At 46.9% G+C, this 19,800-nt stretch carries 14 protein-coding genes; 10 read left to right on the top strand and 4 right to left on the bottom strand.

All coding sequences use genetic code 11. From position 1 onward, the window contains the following. Positions 1–13 precede the first annotated feature (13 nt). The 9 genes from Q7P67_RS06495 (at position 14) to Q7P67_RS06455 (ending at position 8,997) form a co-directional block, all read left to right on the top strand. Positions 14–208 carry a ferredoxin family protein gene (locus Q7P67_RS06495; RefSeq protein WP_132874186.1) on the top strand — a complete coding sequence of 65 codons (195 nt, stop codon included), beginning with the start codon at positions 14–16 and terminating at the stop codon, positions 206–208. A gap of 15 nt (positions 209–223) precedes the next feature. Next, complete coding sequence (locus Q7P67_RS06490) at positions 224–1,357, top strand: 2-oxoacid:acceptor oxidoreductase subunit alpha (RefSeq protein ID WP_303851133.1); 1,134 nt, start codon at positions 224–226, stop codon at positions 1,355–1,357. Continuing rightward, positions 1,357–2,163: a 2-oxoacid:ferredoxin oxidoreductase subunit beta gene (locus Q7P67_RS06485; protein ID WP_303851132.1), complete on the top strand. Its 807-nt coding sequence runs from the start codon at positions 1,357–1,359 to the stop codon at positions 2,161–2,163. Before Q7P67_RS06490 ends, Q7P67_RS06485 begins: the two co-directional genes overlap by 1 nt. An 11-nt stretch (positions 2,164–2,174) precedes the next feature. Beyond that, positions 2,175–2,723, top strand: a complete 549-nt coding sequence (locus Q7P67_RS06480) for a 2-oxoacid:acceptor oxidoreductase family protein (protein ID WP_303851131.1) — start codon at positions 2,175–2,177, stop codon at positions 2,721–2,723. 233 nt (positions 2,724–2,956) lie between these two features. Then, positions 2,957–4,957 carry a methyl-accepting chemotaxis protein gene (locus Q7P67_RS06475; RefSeq protein WP_303851130.1) on the top strand — a complete coding sequence of 667 codons (2,001 nt, stop codon included), beginning with the start codon at positions 2,957–2,959 and terminating at the stop codon, positions 4,955–4,957. A 64-nt stretch (positions 4,958–5,021) separates the two neighbouring features. Beyond that, positions 5,022–5,402 (top strand): NifB/NifX family molybdenum-iron cluster-binding protein, encoded by a 381-nt coding sequence (locus Q7P67_RS06470; protein ID WP_303851129.1) that lies wholly within the window; start codon positions 5,022–5,024, stop codon positions 5,400–5,402. 87 nt (positions 5,403–5,489) lie between these two features. Continuing rightward, positions 5,490–5,849, top strand: coding sequence for a NifB/NifX family molybdenum-iron cluster-binding protein (locus Q7P67_RS06465; RefSeq protein ID WP_303851128.1), 360 nt, complete (start codon positions 5,490–5,492; stop codon positions 5,847–5,849). Beyond that, complete coding sequence (gene uvrC, locus Q7P67_RS06460; RefSeq protein ID WP_303851127.1) at positions 5,849–7,648, top strand: excinuclease ABC subunit UvrC; 1,800 nt, start codon at positions 5,849–5,851, stop codon at positions 7,646–7,648. Before Q7P67_RS06465 ends, uvrC begins: the two co-directional genes overlap by 1 nt. Before the next feature lie 104 nt (positions 7,649–7,752). Continuing rightward, the gene (locus tag Q7P67_RS06455; protein WP_303851126.1) at positions 7,753–8,997 is read left to right on the top strand and encodes a hypothetical protein; all 1,245 of its coding nucleotides are present in this window, start codon (positions 7,753–7,755) and stop codon (positions 8,995–8,997) included. A gap of 232 nt (positions 8,998–9,229) precedes the next feature. Here Q7P67_RS06455 and Q7P67_RS06450 read toward each other — a convergent pair whose 3' ends face one another. Beyond that, entirely contained in the window at positions 9,230–12,664 is a 3,435-nt protein-coding gene (locus Q7P67_RS06450) for a pyruvate carboxylase (RefSeq protein ID WP_303851125.1), read from the bottom strand. Positions 12,665–13,001: 337 nt separating this feature from the next. Here Q7P67_RS06450 and lolA point away from each other — a divergent pair, with 337 nt between their 5' ends. After that, positions 13,002–13,595: an outer membrane lipoprotein chaperone LolA gene (gene lolA, locus Q7P67_RS06445; RefSeq protein ID WP_303851124.1), complete on the top strand. Its 594-nt coding sequence runs from the start codon at positions 13,002–13,004 to the stop codon at positions 13,593–13,595. A gap of 259 nt (positions 13,596–13,854) precedes the next feature. On the opposite strand, the gene Q7P67_RS06440 is transcribed toward lolA, so the two are convergent. The 3 genes from Q7P67_RS06440 to Q7P67_RS06430 form a co-directional block, all read right to left on the bottom strand. Beyond that, the gene (locus Q7P67_RS06440; RefSeq protein ID WP_303851123.1) at positions 13,855–16,185 is read right to left on the bottom strand and encodes an EAL domain-containing protein; all 2,331 of its coding nucleotides are present in this window, start codon (positions 16,183–16,185) and stop codon (positions 13,855–13,857) included. Positions 16,186–16,339: 154 nt separating this feature from the next. Next, positions 16,340–18,403: a ribonuclease R gene (rnr, locus tag Q7P67_RS06435; protein WP_303851121.1), complete on the bottom strand. Its 2,064-nt coding sequence runs from the start codon at positions 18,401–18,403 to the stop codon at positions 16,340–16,342. Then, positions 18,387–19,781: a sigma-54 dependent transcriptional regulator gene (locus Q7P67_RS06430; protein ID WP_303851120.1), complete on the bottom strand. Its 1,395-nt coding sequence runs from the start codon at positions 19,779–19,781 to the stop codon at positions 18,387–18,389. Before Q7P67_RS06430 ends, rnr begins: the two co-directional genes overlap by 17 nt. Between the last annotated feature and the right edge of the window lie 19 nt (positions 19,782–19,800).

Genomic DNA, 19,800 nt, shown 5'->3' with positions numbered 1-19,800 from the left:
TAAGGAGAGGTAAATGGCTAAGGCAGAAAAAATTGAAATTTACGTCAATCTCTGCAAGGGTTGCGAGATTTGCGTAGAACTTTGCCCTGTTGACGCCCTTGAAATGAAAGATTTCAAGGCCGCCGTAAAAGATCTCGACAAGTGTATCGCCTGCATGCAGTGCGAGCTTAGATGTCCTGATTTTGCTATCGAAGTTTATAAGAAATAATATTAGGAGGAATTTGTGGCTAAACAAGTAAAGTTCCTTCAGGGGAATGAGGCTGTATGTGAAGGTGCTCTTTATGCGGGCTGCCGTTTTTATGCCGGCTATCCTATCACACCTTCCACTGAAGTCGCAGAGATACTTGCTGCGAGACTGCCCAAACTGGGCGGAAGATTTATCCAAATGGAAGACGAGCTTGCTGCTATGGCAGCTACTCTTGGCGGCTCTATAGCCGGAAAAAAATCACTGACCGCTACATCCGGTCCCGGTATGAGCCTTAAAATGGAGAACCTTGGTTACGGTTATCTGACCGAGATTCCCTGCGTTATCGTTAACGTTATGAGAGGCGGACCCTCAACAGGTCTCCCCACAGGTCCCGGACAGTCTGACGTTATGCAGGCTCGCTGGGGTACTCACGGAGATCACCCCTGTATAGCTCTGACTCCTTCGACTGTACAGGAACAGCTCAACGAAACCGTAAGAGCTTTCAACCTTGCTGAAAAATACCGTATGCCCGTTATCCTTCTTACTGACGAGATCATCGGTCACATGAGAGAAGCAGTTGAGATGCCCGAACCCGGCGATCTTGCAGTTGTTGACCGCAAGCGTCCCACTTGCGATCCTAAAGACTATCTGCCCTACAAACCCGAAGCTGACGGCGTAGCTCCTATGGCCGATTTCGGTTCAGGCTATCGCTATCACATAACAGGTCTTAACCACCTTCCCGACGGTTTCCCTTCTAACGACGGTAAACTGGCTCAGGCTGACGAAATCCGCCAGCAGAAAAAAGTTGACGACAACTATGACGAGATCGTTGTTGTTGACGAAATGATGTGCGACGATGCAGAGATCCTTATCTTTGCATTCGGTTCAACAGCACGTTCTGCTAAAGAAGCGGTTCAGATGGCAAGAGCGGAAGGTATTAAGGTAGGTCTTTTCAGACCCCTTACAATCTGGCCTTTCCCCGACAAACACCTTCTGAAATACAAAGGTAAAGTTAAAAGAGTTATCGTGCCCGAAATGAACCTTGGACAGACAGCTCTTGAAGTTGAAAGAGTGCTGAAAGGATCCCCTGAAGTTGAAGGAATATTCCAGATTGACTCAGAACCTATCAACCCCATTACCATCCTCAACAAAATCAAGGGGGGTAAATAATGTCCTACGATTACAGCAAATACCTCAGAAAAGGTAAAATTCCTCATATCTGGTGCCCTGGCTGCGGCTACGGTATCATTATGAAATCTATGATAAGAGCAATCGACAGCATCGGCTGGGAAAAAGATGATGTTGTTATGACATCAGGTATCGGTTGCGCTTCACGTCTTCCCGGTTATGTGGATTTCAACACTCTCCACACAACTCACGGACGTTCACTCGCTTTCGCAACAGGCGTAAAAGTTGCGAACCCCAAACTCAATGTTATCGCTATGGGCGGTGACGGCGACATGACGGCTATCGGTGGTAACCACTTTATCCACGCTTGCCGTCGTAACATTAACATCACTTGCTTCGTGTTCAACAACTTCATCTACGGTATGACCGGCGGTCAGTATTCGCCCACAACGCCCAAAGGTTCACGTGCGACTACATCTCCCTACGGTAACTCCGACAACCAGTTCGACATTGCTCAGCTGGCTATCGGTGCAGGTGCTACGTTTGTTGCAAGAACAACAACTTACCACGCTGTTCCCATGGAAAAACTGATGAAACAGGCTCTTGAACACAAAGGTTTCTCTATTGTTGAGATCATCGCCGGATGCCCCACAGGCTACGGACGTAAAAACAAACTTGCGAGCCCCGCAGGTATGATCGAATGGCAGAAAGAGCACTCTGTGGCAATTGCACAGTGGGAAAAAATGACTGACGAAGAAAAAGCAGGCAAATTCCCGATAGGCGTTCTTCATGACGTTGAAAAGCCCGAATACGTTGAAGCATATGATGCTAACGTCGGGCTGAGCTAAGAGGTGATATAATGGCTAGACATCAAATCAGACTCAGCGGTTCAGGCGGTCAGGGTATGATCACGGCAGGTATCATCCTCGCAGCCGGTGCATCCGTTCTTGAGGGCAAAAAAGCCATCCAGTCTCAGTCCTATGGACCTGAGGCGCGCGGTGGTGCTTCCAAAGCGGAAGTTATTATCAGTGACGAAGAGATCTACTATCCGAAAGTAATGGCTCCCGACGTTCTGGTTGCTCTTACTCAGGAAGCGGCAGACAAATATTCCAAAGACCTTGTGGACGGCGGTATCCTTATTCTGGATGACCTTATGGTCAAAACTGCTCCCAAAGGCAACTGGAAAGTTTACATGATGCCTATCATCCGCACAGCCGCTGAAAAAGTGGGTAAAGCGATGGTTGCAAACGTGGTAACTCTTGGCGCTCTTAACGAAATCTGCGGATTCGTTAAACCCGAAACCCTTGAAAAAGCGGTTCTTTCCAGAGTTCCCAAAGGCACAGAAGAGCTTAACAAAAACGCTATCAATGCCGGTATCGAGCTGGCTAAGGCTGCAAAAGCGCAGTAAGCGATTTTATAAGTTATCAGAGAGCCCCGCTCAAAAAAGCGGGGCTTTTTTTGTTAAAGCATCTATATCCTTCGAATACTTACATTTAAGCCGGTATGTGATATTCCACATTCAATGCCATTTCCGTTTGCTCGTATATAAATATAAGCTAAACTTATTAATAATAAAAATATAACATTTATCAGTCAAATAGTTGCATATTTACAATTAAACACTAAACATCGGGAGGCTATATGAAGATGTCGTTTAAAATGAAGGTGCTTGTTCCGGTTATTACAGCGGTTGTTGTTGCGTTTATAGCCGCGGACATCTTTATTTACAACGGATTGAAGGGAGACATCCGGTCTATCGCTTCGGGGAGTGCGGAAAATCTTGCAAACAGATACGGAAACGAGTTGAAAGAGGACGTCGGTTCCGCTCTCTCCGTTGCCAAAACCCTTTCCGATACCGCCTCTATGCTCACCTCTTCAGGCGCTCCGGTTTCAAGGAAAGAGGTGCTGGACATGCTTGAGCACGTTCTTGAGAAGAATCCGAATCTTTTTGATGTGTGGATCGTATGGGAACCGAACGAATACGACGGGAAAGACGCTGAACTGGTTGGAACCAATGCCGACGGCACCAACGAAAAGGGTCAGTTCTGCCCTATGCCTTACAGGGACAAGGGCGGGATAGCAAGGTCTTTTACAACCTCCATGTATGAATCCGGCTCTGTCAGCGACTGGTATCTGAAACCTCTGAAGACCGGAAAACCGTTTATAGCTGAACCCGCGACCTATTCGTTTGACGGAAAGGATATTATGACGGTAACGGTGAGCTACCCGTTCTCTGTGAACGGAAAAGTGATAGGCGTTGCCGGAGCCGATCTGCTTCTCGGTGATGTCAGCAATATGATATCGAAGATAAAAGTTTATGATACAGGATTTGCGTTCCTCGCAACGAATGCTCTGACAGTAATTTCGCATAACGACAAAGAGAAAGAAGGACAGAAACTCACGGAACCGGAAGCTGCGGAGGCTATTGAAAAAGGTACTGCAATCAGCCTTATAAATAAGGATACGTTCACCATATACTGTCCTGTCAAAGTTGATGAAATTGACTACACCTATCTGTTCGGAGTACAGATACCCTATTCGGAGATATTCGCCGTACTTGGTATACTCAAAAATACCATATTCGTTATAGCGGTTCTTGCTACAGCAATTATAGTGATCATTGTTCTTGTCACCATAAACAGACTGGTTAACAGGCTCGGCGGAGAACCTGATGTGGTTATTGACGTTATGCAGAAGGTGGCAGACGGGGATTTCACTGCTGAAATGAAAGTCAGGCCTGACGACAGAACCAGTCTTGTCCACTCTGTGAAGCAGATGACAAACAGTCTTGGCGAGATGATAAAAGAACTTCAGGACACGGCTGAAACACTGCGCACATCCAGCGCAGACCTCTCATCCGGCGCTGTTGAGCTCTCTGCAGGTATGACGGAGCAGTCGGGCAGCACAGCGGTGATAGCTACCGCCGCAACGGAGATGACTGGTACCACAAATGACATAGCCCAGAACCTCAGTAACATTTCGGAGTTTGCGAGACTCACATGGGAAAAGGTTAATACAGGCAGAACTGCCGTTGAAGAATCACTCACCGGGGTAATGCGCATTAAGGATACTGTTGACGAATCCTCGGAGCTTGTGACAGGACTTGGCGAGAAATCCGACGAGATAAACAACATAGTAGGAGTGATAAGCGATATTGCCGACCAGACGAACCTTCTGGCGCTTAACGCGGCGATTGAAGCGGCGCGGGCGGGTGAGAACGGCAGAGGTTTTGCCGTTGTCGCGGACGAGGTGCGCAAACTGGCGGAGAGAACCCAGCAGGCGACCACAGAGATATCATCGCTGGTGTCCGGCACACGTGCGGAGGTTGGCAAGGTCACGTCCTCCATGAACGGTGTGACTAAGCAGGTGAGCGACGGAGTAGCCTCGTCAGAACGCATATCAGGAATTCTGAATGAGCTGGAGCAGGAGATATCCAAACTTCAGAGTATGGTGGACAATATCTCCTCCGCAACACATGAAATGGCAGCGACCAGCGACCAGATATACAACGATATAAAGAGTGTGGCGATAATCTCGTCTGAGGTTAAAAACACCGCGGACAACATAGCCGAAAACTCATCGGGTCTGGCGGAGATTTCCGACAGGCTGAAACGGAGTATGGAGAGGTTCAGAGTCAAATAATCCTTGACTAATTGGCATATGCCCATATGTTGTAAGTGGTGAAGATACACAACGAGGTGGTACCATGAAAATATGTTTTCCCGTTGAACAGGATAATGGGCTGGAAAGCCCGGTATACGGTCATTTCGGCTCTGCGCCCGGTTTTGTCACATTCGACACTGAAACACAGCAGACGGGGTTTATAAACAACCGCGACGCTGTTCATGAACACGGCGCATGTAACCCTGCGGCAGCGCTCTGCGGAGCCGGTGTCGATGCGGTTGTTGTGGGAGGAATAGGTCAGGGCGCCATGATGAGGCTTATGCAGGACGGCGTGAGCGTTTATCAGGCGAAAGACGGCAGAGTGAGTGCCGATGCCGAGAATTTCATGCAGAACAGACTGCTGAAACTCGGAGGCAGGGAAAATCTCTGCGGTGGCGGTGCCCACGCGTGCGGCGGTCATTAACGTTTTTTTCCGTCGAACTTTCAACACTCCAAACTTCTTGACAAACAACCCCCTTTGAGTAATTTTTAAGCTCAGAGGGGGTTTCTTATGAAAATATGTTTTCCCGTAGATTCTTTTCAGGGCATGAAAAGCACCATAACACACCATTTCGGCGCTGCGCCCTGTTTCATAACCTATGAGACCGATACGAGTGAGGCGGGACTTCTCTATGCACAGGATCTCCAGACTACGGGTTCGTGCAACCCCTCCATCGAACTTGCAAATCAGGGCGTTGAGGTTGTCATAACCGGCGGAATCGGTCCCGGTGCACTGCAAAGGCTTATGGACAACGGAGTCCACGTTATGCAGGCGAAAAGCGGCATAGTTGAGGAAGATCTCGAAAATTATACCAAAGGATGCCTCACCGTTTACGGTTACGACGAAGGCAAGTGTGACTGCAACGGCTGATGTTTAAACCTGAGCTGAAAGACGTCCCCGAAAATCCCGGGGTATACCTTTATATCGGAAAGAACGACGAGATTCTCTATGTGGGCAAAGCGAAGAACCTGAAAAACAGGGTCTCCTCGTACTTTACCGATATGGAGCACAAGCCGCTGAAAACGCTGAAAATGCTGGAGGCGGCGCGGGACTTTCGCTTCGTTGTAACAACCAGCGAGGCGGAGGCGCTGCTCCTTGAAAACAATTTCATCAAAACCGAAAAGCCGCGATACAACGTCCGGCTCAAGGATTCCAAAAGCTACCCATATATACGTATAACAGACGGGGAGTACCCGAAATTACTCATTACCCGCGAATCAGGACACTCAGGCGAATATTTCGGTCCTTATACGGACGTTACTGCTCTCAGGGGGATCACAGAGGAGATCCTGAGAGCGTTTCCGCTGCGCACCTGCACCGATACGAAATTTAAAGAGGGCAGGGTGTGCCTGAAATATCAGATAAAGCAGTGCTTGGGTCCCTGCGAAAACCTCATCAGCCGCAACAGATACGCAGATATGGTGAAAGAGGTGCGGGATTTTTTTAACGGGGATTACGAGAGTATCAAGGAGCGCCTGACGGCAGAGATGATGCGCCTTTCCGACCGGATGGATTTCGAGGAGGCTGCGAAGCTACGCGACAGGATACGCAACATTGAAAAGCTGTTCATAAAGCAGACTGTGGTGCTTTCGGAGGACAGACGGAGCATAGACGTTTTCGTGCCCCACACAATAGATAACGTTTCCGGTATAACGGTTCTGTTCGTCCGCGGCGGGAAGCTGGTGGGCAGCCGCACGGATATCTTTGAGGACGAAAACCCTGAGGACGTTCTTGAATCGTATATTTTACAGTTATACTCATCCGTTGTGAGCTTTCCTGATATGATATCGGTTTTCGGTCTGGACGAGACCGACACCCTTCACGATGCTGTGGAGCGCAGTGCCGGAAGAAAAGTTATTCTCCGGAAACGCGGGTTTTCACAGCTATATGCTCTGGGACTTGAAAACGGCAGGATACAGACTGAACTTTATCTGAGAAAACTCAGCAGACGCAGAGACATCAGCCTGCGACTGAAAGAGATTACCGAATACGATGGCGAGATAAAACGCGTTGAGTGCGTGGACATCTCCCACCTCGGCGGTAAGGGCACTGTGGGTGTATCCGTCGTCACTGTTGACGGGGATTTCGCACCGCCGCAGTATCGGAAATACAGGATAAAATCTGCTGAAAACGATGATTTTGTATCGATCTACGAGCTGTTTTCACGCAAGTTCGAAAATATAAAAGAGGGCAGCGAACCTCTGGCTGACCTCTATATAGTTGACGGTGGTATAGGGCAGCTCAACAGCGCTCTGAAAGCCATGCAGGAGCAGGGTGTTACGGCAAATTTCATCTCCATATCCAAAGGTCGCTCCATAAAATTCATGAAGGACAGGCAGGAGGATTCCATAGAGTCCATCCATCTTCCGGGCAGAAAGAACCCGCTGAACCTGAAAAAGAACAGTCCGGTTCTGCTCTTTGTGCAGAAGATAAGAGACGAGGCGCATCGTTTTGCAATAACATACAGCCGGAAACTGGCTCTGAAAGACTTCAAAAAATCGCCGCTTCTGGATATTGCCGGAATGGGAGAAAAATCACTCAAAAAGATACTTGAGAACTATCCTGACATATATAATGAGAAAGAACTCTCTGCGGATGAAATTGCAGCAGCGTGCAAAATACCGCTGCCACTTGCGGAGAAAGTGATTCTATTTGTAAAATCCGTTTAATTTCAGTGAATTGTCTTTTCTTCAAGTCTCTGTTAAGTCACACGATAATTTGAATTTTGCAGAAATCGTGGTAAAATATTGCAGAGTACTTAAAGGAGGACTTTATGAAGGTTAAAAGGTTATTGTTATCGGCAGCAGCAGCCGCGCTTCTGCTGCCTTCGACGGCTTTCGCAGGTCTGTTCGATCTGACGGTTTCGTCAGGCGGCGATTCATATTCCGAAAGCTATTCAAAGGTCGAAGATCTGTTCGACAACTTTGATGTAGAGGAGATTTCACCCCACTTTTCTGGCTTTAACGAGGACACTTCCGGTGCGGATATGGTTATCGATTTCAGAGGACTGCCCGCATATCTGACCATCGCCCCCAACTCTAACAAGTATATTCTGGATATCCCCTCGGTGGGCATCTATGAAGAGTTTGACGGCGCAACAAGAGACGAAAGTTCCGATAAACTGGAAGACTGGTTCAAAAAGGACGGCGGAGACGCCATCACAAAAATTATGAAAAAACTGGCGGCAGACACCGGAACAGACCCTATTGCGGGGAACCCTTCGTCGCTGATGAGCCGTATGTCCGCTATGGATTACGATATGGCCGTCAACCCCGAATCAAACGTTATGGAGCTGAACGGTCAGGCTTCTCCCGATCTGAATGCAAACCTTATCTCTGTTTTCGCCAGATACAGCAACTATAAGGTTGACGGCGTGAAGAGCAAGGAATATGCTCTTCCGCTCGCATACACCATCCGTTTCAACGGTTCAAAAAACACTCTGGCAATAAGGCTTCCCATGTCTCAGGTTACAGTTGAGGATTCAACCGCGTATAATGTCGGTCTGGGGCTTGCTCTCGGATATCAGGTTGCGGACAACTGGAGGCTGACTCCTGCCGTGGGTTACGGCGCTGTTGGTTCAATAGACCTTGGTTCTGTCGGTCAGATAGTTTCCGGCTCACTCACCAGTTCATACATGTTCCACCCCGGAAAATTTCTTCTGAATATGGGTAACATGGCTGGTTATTACAAAACTCTGCCCTTTAAACAGGGCGATTACGACATCGACCCCGACATTCAGAACACAGTTGTCAGAAACGGTCTGAATTTCATCATCCCCATTGGTGAGGCCAAAACAAAGTCTCTCGATCTGTTTGTCACCGATACAAGATACTTCGGTTCAGATCTTTACATTGATCAGTACAATGAAATAGGCTTCTCCTACGGCTATATGAAGAACACCATTAAGGAGAAGAACGGTAAATCCAAAAGCTATATAACCAATCTGCGTGCAGGTCTCACATACATGACGGCAGATAATGCTGACGGATTTACGGTTAATTTCGGCTGGTCGTTCTGATATCACCGCATTATTGCTTATAACACTTCGCATTTTTGCGTTGCCGGATGAAGAAAATTGTTCTGATGTATTCAATATACACTGCGAACAATTTTTTCACCGCCGCCTTAAACTGCCAGGTTCTAAGCAATAATTAATTTAACGCTTCGCATTTTTGCCAACATATGAAAAAAGCCCGTCAAAACAGACGGGCTTTTCTTATTTTCTGCGGCAGACTTGAGCAGTCGATAAATCAGGCAAGGCGTATGAGCAGGTCGCCAGCCTCGATCTTGTCCCCTTCCAGAAGCAGAATGTCTTCCACAACGGAGTCGATGGCAGCCGCAATTTTGGTCTCCATCTTCATGGCTTCGGTGATAAGCAGGATGTCGCCCTTTTTAACACTGTCGCCCTTTTTCACGTTCATTTTTGTTATCTTGCCGGGCATTGTTGCACAGACGTCTTTGGGGTCTGATATGTCGCCCTTGGCATTGGACTTGATTATTGACGCAAGAGTGTCGTCCTTAACCATTACGGAACGGGGTTGTCCGTTCAGTTCGAAGTAAACTTTTCTGCGTCCCTTCTCGTCCGGTTCGCTGATGTTGATATATCTGATGATGAGTGTTTTTCCCTCTTCAATGTCCGCTTCTATCTCTTCCTCTTTGTGCAGGGGATAGAAGAAGTCTTTTGTGGCGAAAACGGAAGCGTCGCCGTATTCGTTTACGAATGAAACATATTCCTTGAACACAGCGGGGTACAGAGCGTTTGAAATCTGCTCTTCGGGTGTGAAGCTGCGTCCGAATTTTGCTTTCAGCTCGTCGTGCGCCTTTTCAAAATCATAGTCCTCAAGCAGCTCGCCTGGGCGGCAGTCCAGAGGTTTATCGCCTTTCAGCACTATGCGCTGAAGCTCTTTCGGGAAACCGCCGTAAGGCTGTCCGAGCATCCCTTTGAAAAAGGATACGACTGAGTCAGGGAAGTTCAGCGTTTCGCCCTTTGTATAGATATCGTCCACTGTGAGGTTGTTGCGCACAAGGAACAGCGCAAGGTCGCCCACAACCTTTGACGAAGGTGTAACTTTGATTATATCGCCGAGCTCGGCGTTAACAGCCGTGTACATGTGGCGGACTTCCTCCCATCTGTCGATGAGCCCCATAGCCTCAACCTGAACGATGAGGTTGGAATACTGACCGCCCGGTATCTCGTGGATGTAAACTTCCGCTGTGGAGGCCTTCAGACCGGATTCAAAGGGGAAATAGTACCTGCGCACCCTGTCGAAATAGTCGGATATCTGCTGAGTGGTTGCTTTCTCCAGCGAGGACGATTTGGGTTGACCGTCCAGCGCCGCCATGATGGAGTTCATGTTCGGCTGGCTGGTGAGCCCGCTCATGGCGCTGACCGCAGCGTCGATTATATCTGCGCCCGCTTCAAAAGCCATCAGAGCCGCCGCTTCAGCGTTTCCGCTGGTGTTGTGGGTGTGGAAATGGACAGGCAGTCCGGTCTCCTCTTTAATAGCTTTGATAAGCGCTTTCGCTGCATAGGGTTTCAGCAGTCCAGCCATATCTTTGATGCCTATTATATCTGTTCCCGCCTCGGAAAGTTCTTTGGCAAGAGATGTGTAATATTTAAGAGAGTATTTTGTACGTTTCGGGTCTGTGATGTCTCCTGTGTAGCAGATTGCCGCCTCGGCGATGCGTCCGTGTTTCTTGACCTCTGCTATGGCGGGTTTCATCTGGTCAACCCAGTTGAAACAGTCGAATATGCGGAACACGTCCATTCCGTTTTCGCAGGCGAGTCTGATAAACTCTTTTACCACATTGTCGGGATAGTTTGTGTATCCCACTGCGTTTGAGGCGCGAAGGAGCATCTGGAAAAGGATGTTCGGGATGCGCTCGCGAAGCTGTGCCAGCCTGTCCCAAGGAGATTCTTTAAGAAATCTGTATGAAACGTCATAGGTTGCTCCGCCCCACATCTCCATAGAGAAAAGCCCGCTCATGTGGTGTGCGTAAACGTCAGCTATCTCAAGCATATCCTTTGTGCGCAGACGGGTAGCCAGCAGTGACTGGTGCGCGTCGCGGAATGTGGTGTCGGTGAACAGCGCCTCTTTTGAAGTGCGCAGATATTTCATAACGCCGTCAACGCCTTTGCGGTTCAGTATATCCTTTGTGCCGGTAGGCATCGGTGTGCCGAAGGGAACTCTGGGCGGATTTATCGCCGGAAGCACTATCCCTTTGCCGAGAACAGAGCCTGAAGGGTTGTTTACAATGTTGTTGGCAAGGAATTTGAGAGATTTTGTCGCTCTGTCCATGGGTCTTTTAAATTCGAAAAGCTCTTTTGTGTTGTCCACAAAGGTTGTTGAAGCCGCGCCAGATTTGAAAGTCTGGTGATTCAGCACGTTCTGCAGGAATGGCATGTTGGTTTTCACGCCTCTGATGCGGAACTCGCTTAGGGCTCTGACCATTTTCATTACCGACTGGTCGAAAGAGTGGGCGTGGGTGGACACCTTCACCAAGAGGGAGTCATAGTGAGGTGATATTTTGGCGTTTGCAAAACCATTACCGGCATCCAACCGCACGCCGAACCCTGTGGCAACTCTGTATGCTTCTATCTCCCCGGTGTCGGGGAAGAAGTTGTTTTCCGGATCTTCTGTTGTGACACGGCACTGGATTGCATATCCGTTTTTACGAATGGTATCCTGTGTCGCCATGTCTATGTGTGACGAGCTTAATGGCTCGCCGGAGCTTATAAAAATCTGGCTCTGAACAATGTCAATGCCGGTTATGTTCTCTGTTATGGTGTGTTCAACCTGTAGTCTGGGGTTTACTTCGAGAAAGAAAAAGTCCTGATTCTTATCGACGAGAAACTCTACGGTAGCAGCATTGACCAGTCTTGAGCGTTTGCCTATGGCGATAGCCGCATCGTACATTTTGTCCAGAGTTGACTGTGCAACGTTAACTGAGGGCGCTATCTCGATGAGCTTCTGGTGGCGTCGCTGAATTGAGCAGTCCCTCTCGAAGAGGTGCACGATATTACCCTGTTTGTCCGCGAGAAGCTGAACCTCTATATGTTTAGGCTGTTCAATGTATTTTTCTATTATGACATCGCCGTTGCCGAACGCTTTCAGTGCTTCGCTTCTGGCGGATTCGAAGTTGTCCTCAACGTCTTTTCTGTTGAACGCAACACGGATTCCGCGTCCGCCGCCTCCGGCGACTGCCTTCAGAAGCACGGGGTAACCGATTGATTCGGATGTGGTTATTGCTTCTTCAAGGGTGGGTACCACGCCCAGAGAACCCTCTATGACAGGGATTCCGCACTCTTTTGCAAGTATTTTTGCATTCTTCTTGTCACCGAACATTTCGATTGTTTCAGGATTGGGTCCTACAAATATGATTCCCGCGTCCTTGCACTTCTGGGCAAATACGGCGTTTTCAGACAGAAACCCGTATCCGGGGTGGATGGCATCCACCTTTTTATGTATGGCGATCTGAATTATTTCATCCATATTGAGATAAGCGGCAACAGGGTCGAGACCTTTGCCTATGAGATACGCTTCGTCCGCCTTGTATCTGTGGAGGGAGTATTTGTCTTCGTCGGAATAGACCGCAACCGTTCTGATACCCAGCTCGGTGCAGGCTCTGAATGTACGGATGGCTATTTCGCCTCTGTTGGCAGACATAAGTTTTTTAATTCTCATATTTACTCCCTGTTTCTGTACTTCTGCTCGGATAATATAACGCAATATCTAAAATGTCAATAGTCTAAAATCCCTTGGTAATCAAGCATTATGGCATATATGCTCTTTAAACCGCGTTATATATATGCTTTTTATTTGATAACAGGATTAAAATTATTTTTTATAGTTCAAAACAGGCAGAATTTTTACTATCTATTTGAATTCATAATAATGAGTGTGAGTATTAGTTGAATCGCCTTTGTTTCTAATTATTTATATGACTATAGGTGAAAAACCTATTTGTCTTTACAGAACAAAAGTTTGGTTATATAGTCAATACTGTTGAAAGAGGTGACCGATGAGAAATATAATTCTTATGTTAATGATACTGATCTCCGTTACTGCCTATGCCGAAACGGTTGAAAGCGTTCTGGCATCGCTGGATAAGATAAAAAGCTACTCTGCGGATTTTGTACAGAAAACCGAGCTTGAAGGTTTCGGCTCCGATACCTATTCCGGCAGACTTTATATCAAAAGCAGAAGCAGAGCCATGTGGGATTACCAGAAACCCTACAGACAGTTTTATCTTTTTGACTCCAAAATGATGCAGTTTTATGACAGCGAGACAAAGCAACTGATTAAACAGAAGCTCGATCCTACTGCTAACGCCTTCATGAGACTGATGTATAACCCTTCCGACATGAGAAAGGATTTCACTGCATCTTTCAACGACGCGACAGACAGGCTTACCCTTAATCCTGTTAAAAAGGATTCAGGAATCGGTGCAATAACGTTTACTGTAAAAAGCGGCGTGATAACCGGTATTACCACAAGGGATCAGAACGGAAATAACACAAGTATCGTGCTGACCAACATAAAGATAGATCCGGAAATTTCTGACAGCGTATTCAATCCTTCAGTGCCTAAAGATACCCAGATATTCAACCACTGATGTTGCTTGGCTGTGATATGCGGCGCACTTCTGCGTTGCCGCTGCAAAAAATATTGCTCATGTACTGACTATGTACACTGCGCATATTTTTTGCGTGTAGCCTTGAATTGATTGCGTCTGACAGCCATGCCGATTTCATATTTGCTCGTCACGCAGCCCTTCTGCTGTTAGAAGAATTCCGCGGAGCATATTTGCAATGATTTCTCCGGGCATAGGCTCTGTTCTGTATGACTGGTGAAAAAGGTACAGACCTCTATTTTCAGTTCAGATAGTCTGTGATGTTTGCTGTGGGTTTGCCGACGTGGTAGCCCTGAATATAGTCAATGCCCATGTCGATAACCTTTCTGCGGACGCTTTCGGAGTGGACAAACTCTGCAACTGTTTTGATGTTAAGTTGATTCGCAAACTTGATTATGGTTTCAACGATTATCTGCGACTGTCTGTCGTGGTCGATGTTCTTTATCAGCGAGCCGTCTATCTTTATGATATCTACATTCAGCTCAGACAGGTATACAAAGTTTGAGTAACCGGAACCGAAATCGTCTATCGCTACCATGGCGCCTGTCTTTTTCAGCTCTTTTATGAAATCGTTTACCACTGCGAAGCTCTCTATGCCTTCGGATTCCAACAGCTCAAAAATGACCCTGTTGGCTATCCCGCTGGTTTTCAGCGTGTCCAGGATAAACTTGGATGTGGATTCATCCATTATATCCTCTATGGAGAGGTTTATGGTGAACATGAAGTTATTATGCGCAAATGTTTCGAATGATCTTGTCATCATACGTTTTGTAATATGCTGGTAGAGTTTGGTTTTTTTGATGATGTCAAGGAACTGGAAGGGTGTTATCACCTCATCGTTGTCGATTATACGCACCAGACATTCAAATTTTTCCACTATTCCGGTTTTTGAATTTGCTATGGGCTGATAATAGGGCAGGAGGTTATTTTCGTTCAGTGCGCGTTTGACAATTTTTGTCCAGCGTATATCTTTCTCATATTCGTCAACCATGTCCATGGTTGTGTCGTATATGACATAGGGATGTTTTTTCTTCTCTGCAAGGCGCATCGCCATGCCCGCTTTTTCAAATACGTTTCCTTTTTCTGCGGAAACTCCGGCTGTGACTGATATGTCAATTTCAATTTCAAGTTCTTCGTATTTGACTGTAAACTCAAGATGGTCGCTCAGCTTGCCCATCAGTGCTTCCAGATCTTCGCGGCTCATATCGGAATCTGCCAGCATGGCGTATTCATTGCCGTGGAATTTGTAACATTCGAAGTTCACGTCGCACTGGAATGAGCTTATGCGCTCGCCCAAATCTATAAGAACGAAATCGCCGATGATGAAACCGTAGGTCTCGTTTATCTTCTTGAAAGAGTCGATGTTCAGCAGTATCAGCAGAGGATTTTTTATGCTGTTAAGGTCGCTTACGAGTTTGTTGCGGTTGGGAAGTCCGGTGAGGTGGTCTGTGTAAAGCTGATTGGTAAGCTCTATGTTCAGCTCTTCAAGATCTTTGTTTCTGGTCTCTATGTCTTTTTTATATCTGGAAAATATCTTTTGGACGTGTCTTGAGAAGTACCATGATATGCCCGCCGCAAAGAGTGCGGAAAAGAAGAAGAGCACAAGAGAGTACCGCGTGTTCCTGTTCAGTTTCTCCTGAACAGCGGTGTTCTTTTCCGCTACTATGTCTGTGAGGTCGTCAATGTTTACCGCGGCGCACATAAACCAGCCCCACTGTTCCATCATCCGGCAGTGGGCTATTACCTGTGCTTTTTCGTTCCAGTCTTTGTATTCCTGCTCATAAAAAACGTATTGGCTGTTTTCCTGCATGGATCCTGCGATGAGATCTTTAAAATATTTGACGCCGCTGGAGTCTTTTATATCCATAAGGTTTTTGCCTGAAAATCCGGAGTTTCCGGGTATTGAGAGTCCGGTTCCGTCGGCATTGAGCATGAAATAGTGTCCTTTTTCGTCGAAACGCACAGAGTCAACACGGGTTATAAGCTGTTTTGTAACGCTCTCTTTCAGTTCGGAACGGTTAAAAGCTGAACCGAGATACCAGTCTGTGTGGGGGATACTTCTTACATAAGCTGTCTGCTGTATGAATTTTGTTCCATTGGTTTCTGCTGGCATGGTGTTTTCAACATAAACGCCCTTGTCGCTGACAGCGCCTATTTCATCTCGCACAGGATACATGCCGTAAGGAGATTTCAGATTGTACAGGTTAGTGCCTTTGGGAAACAGCGGGTGGAAAATGACCGTTCCGTGTTTGTCGATGATATAAAGGTTTCCCGGCGAAGTGTCTCGGTCATACTGTGAAATGTATTTTTCAAACGCAGCGGTATAAGCGCCGTGTTTAAGAGGTGTGGTTTCTTTCAGAAACTGTGCCACGTCAATGGCGTGGTCGACTCGGTCTTTTATGATTTCGCACATGGTCTGCTTGTTTCTGGAAGCGTAATAATCAACCATGTTAAACATTCTGTCCAGTTCGCCTGAAAGAATGTTTTTCTTTGTTTCTATGAATGATTTGACCAGTTGTGAACGTTCGGCTTCATATTCGTTTTTCGTTTGATTTGCAATAAAAACAATCATGGCAACTGTTATTATAAGTATCACAATTACCATGTTAATCAAACTTATACGACCAATGTTATTCTCATTGAGATATTTGCCGAGCATGATACTTCCTGATTAACTACTATTTTTAATAATACCGTATCAGCTACGTTATAAGCAACTGATATTATTAAATTGGGTAAAAATACGCTTCCTGAATATCATAGTCTATGCGCTCGGCCATAACCTCTATGGGATCCGCCGCACGGTACATTATTCCGGTACGTTTCCCCTTAACAAGCTCGGCTTTTTTTATGTACTGATAAACGTCTCCCTGAATTGATTCCAGTGTCACGGTACCTTTAAGCATGAGCGTGGGCAGATATACCGACAGCCCGAATGGACCGACGGAGGTTATTATGGCTGCGAATGGTTCGTCCATATGTTTCATGAGGTATTTTATCTTTTTGAAACGTTCGATATCCCTTTCCGCGTTTTCCGCCCTCTGTTCGTTCTCTGTGGACTTCTGGCAGGCGGTGTCTATATCTGTTGTTGTATTGTAATGTGCGGAGAATAGTCTGTTGCATATGAGCCTGTGCACCATCAGGTCGGGATAGCGGCGGATGGGGCTGGTGAAGTGTGTATAAGACTCGGAAGCAAGACCGAAGTGACCTATGTTGTTGGTGTTGTATTCCGCTTTTGCCATGGTGCGCACGAGTGCCGGACCAAGGATATCTCCGTAGGGAGATGCGGCGACGATATCGCTGACCTTCGCAACTTCTTTCGGTGTGATGTCTTTTATGGATACCGCCAGCCCGAAGGTTTCTGCCAGTTCAGCAAAATCCCTGAGTTTAAGCGGATCCGGTTTGTCGTGTATCCTGTAAACCGATTTATCGACGTTCTTTTCCAGAAATTCAGAAACAACTTCGTTCGCTTCTATCATAAAGTGTTCGATGATGCGGTGGGAAAGGTGTCTTTCTGCGGCACGTATCGCCGTGACCTCACCGTTTTCGTCAAGGTCAAACTCGGTTTCCGGGAAATCGAAATCCAGCATTCCGTCCTTTTTTCTGCGTTTCATGATTAACAGCGCCAGTCTTTCGGAATCTTTGATTAGATCAAGAACGTTTTTGTCGTCCTCTTTCTCTTTTCCGTCCAGCACAGACTGAACGTAGGTGTATGTCAGCCTTCTGTCGCTTTTTATTATTGATCGGTAAAGGTCTGCGCGTTTCCTGTGACCTTTTTCGTCATATGTTATCTTGGCGGTAAGTGTCAGCTTTTCTTCGTTGGGGCGGAGACTGCAAAGGTTATTGGATAGCATCTCCGGCAGCATCGGCACTGCAAATTCGGGGAAATAGAAGCTGGTGCCCCTTGTGAAAGCCTCTTTATCTACTGGGGTGTCAGGATGCACGAAGTGACTTACGTCGGCTATATGGACGTAAAGGACGTATCCGGTGTCGGTGACTTCAACAGATATTGCATCGTCAAAGTCTTTTGCCGTTTCCCCGTCTATGGTTACGGTGGTCAGCTCACGGAAGTCAGTACGTTTTCCCTGTTCTTTCAACAGTTTCTGAGCTATGGAGGCGACATAGGTTTCAACCTCCTGCGGATATTCACGCTCAATGCCGTATCTGTTGAGCACGATGAGGTCTTCAATGCGCGGGTCTTCCAGCTTTCCCAGACGCTTTGTGATTTTGCCTCTGCCTGCTTTCTGACCATCCGGGTATGCGGTCAGCTCGACCATAACAACGTCGTCGTTTTCAATGCCTTTGGCGGATGCTGCTGAAACATATATGTAGGAGTTGAATTTTTTTGTCATGGGTACAACGCGCAGTATTCCGGCAAGGTTTTCCGCTCTGCCTATAATCTGCTGCACCGAGCGCTCGGTTATCTCCAGAACCTTGCCTTCGGGTTTGCCGCGGAAAGATTCAACTGACACTTTCACTCTGTCGCCGTGAAGAGCACCGCCCATCTTGTTTCTGGGGATGAAGAGGTCTTTCCCGCCGCCGTCAACTGTAAGAAAACCGTACCCGTCCGGATGCAGATCCACCTTGCCGGTAAGAGTTTTACGTTCCTCTCTTTCCGTCTGGCTCGATGCGCTGTATGTACCGTTACGGTTGGCTTTAACTTTGTGCTTGCGGGTAAGTTCCTTCAGCTCAGCCTTGAGCATTTTGGGATCTTCCTGCGTCATGGAAAGAAGCTGCTTGAATGTGAGGGGCTTGCCCGCACTTTTTATGGTTTTAAGAATCCTGCTCAAGGTCGTGTTCCCTCACTTTTTTTCTAAAGGTATTTCTGTTTATACCTAAGATTTTTGCGGAAATCGACTTATTATTTCCAGTCTTGTCAAGAACCGCTTTCATGAGAGGGAATTCCACTATTTTCATATATTCTTCATATGCGTTGTTGCCGTCTGAAAGTGTTTCGGACTCGATGATATCCAGCGCCAGCTTATAAAGGTCGTTGGATGTGCTTTTGGATCCTGCCGCCGGATTATGTTCAAAAATCTTTGCGGGCAGGTTCTCCGGCATGATAATGTCGGTTTCGGCGTTAACTATCGCGTATTGAATGGTGTTTTCCAACTCGCGTATGTTGCCGGGCCATCTGTATGCCGTCAGTGCCTCAAGCGCCTCTTCGGAGCAGGTGAGCACGCGGTCTTTGATGTTTTTATGTTTATGGAGAAAGTGATTTGTGAGGTAAGCGGTGTCTTCTTTGCGTTCATAGAGTGGCGGAAGCTCGATGGAAACGACGTTCAATCTGTAATAAAGGTCTTCGCGGAACTTGCCCTGCGCCACCAGTTCCTCAAGGTTTCTGTTGGATGCGGCAATTATTCTCGTGTCCAGTTTAAGGGTACGGCTGGAGCCGACCTTTGTAACCTCTTTCTCCTGAATGACCCTGAGCAGTTTCGATTGCAGCCCCATATCCATCTCGGAAATCTCGTCGAGGAAGATGGTTCCTGTGTGAGCTTCTTCAAATTTACCCTTTTTATCGGTGACAGCACCTGTGAAAGAACCTTTTTCGTGACCGAAAAGCTCACTTTCAAGGAGTTCGTTGGGTATCGCCGCCATATTTATGGGGATAAAAGGTTTGTCGAAACGGGCGGACTGACGGTGAATCATCCTTGCCACAACCTCTTTTCCCGTTCCGGATTCTCCGAGGATAAGCACGTTTATGTTCGTCTTGGATATCTTGCCTATGAGCTTGTATATCTCAAGCATCTTTTTGTTTTTCGTTTCGAAGTCGTATTCTTTTATATCGGCTATCGGGTGCTGCTCAATTTTTCCGCAGAGTGCAATAACCTTGTTTTTAAGCTGATTAAGGTCAAAAGGTTTCGGAAAGAAATCTTTTGCGCCTGATTTTATGGATTCGATGACGTTTGAACCTGTGTCCTGCGCCGTCATGATTATGAAATGAGTGTCTTTGTATATGGCTGCCCATTTTTCGGTCAGTCTTATACCGTTGTGCTCGCCGAGGAAAATATCCACAAAGCAGATGTCCACACCTTTAGAAAGGTAATTCTCTGCCATATAGGGATCTTCTGTGGTCAGAACATCAATTTTCTCGTCTGTAAGTCCTTCTTTTAAGAGCCATAGGATGTTCGTTTCATCGTCAACGGCAAGTACACGTATCTTTCTCATGGAGTGACTATACACCATG

Origin of the sequence: Seleniivibrio woodruffii (assembly GCF_029267515.1) — a bacterium.
GTDB classification, from domain to species: Bacteria; Chrysiogenota; Deferribacteres; order Deferribacterales; family Geovibrionaceae; genus Seleniivibrio; species Seleniivibrio woodruffii_A.
The sequence above is the reverse complement of the archived record's forward strand: the minus strand, read 5'-3'. Positions and strand labels throughout refer to the sequence as shown.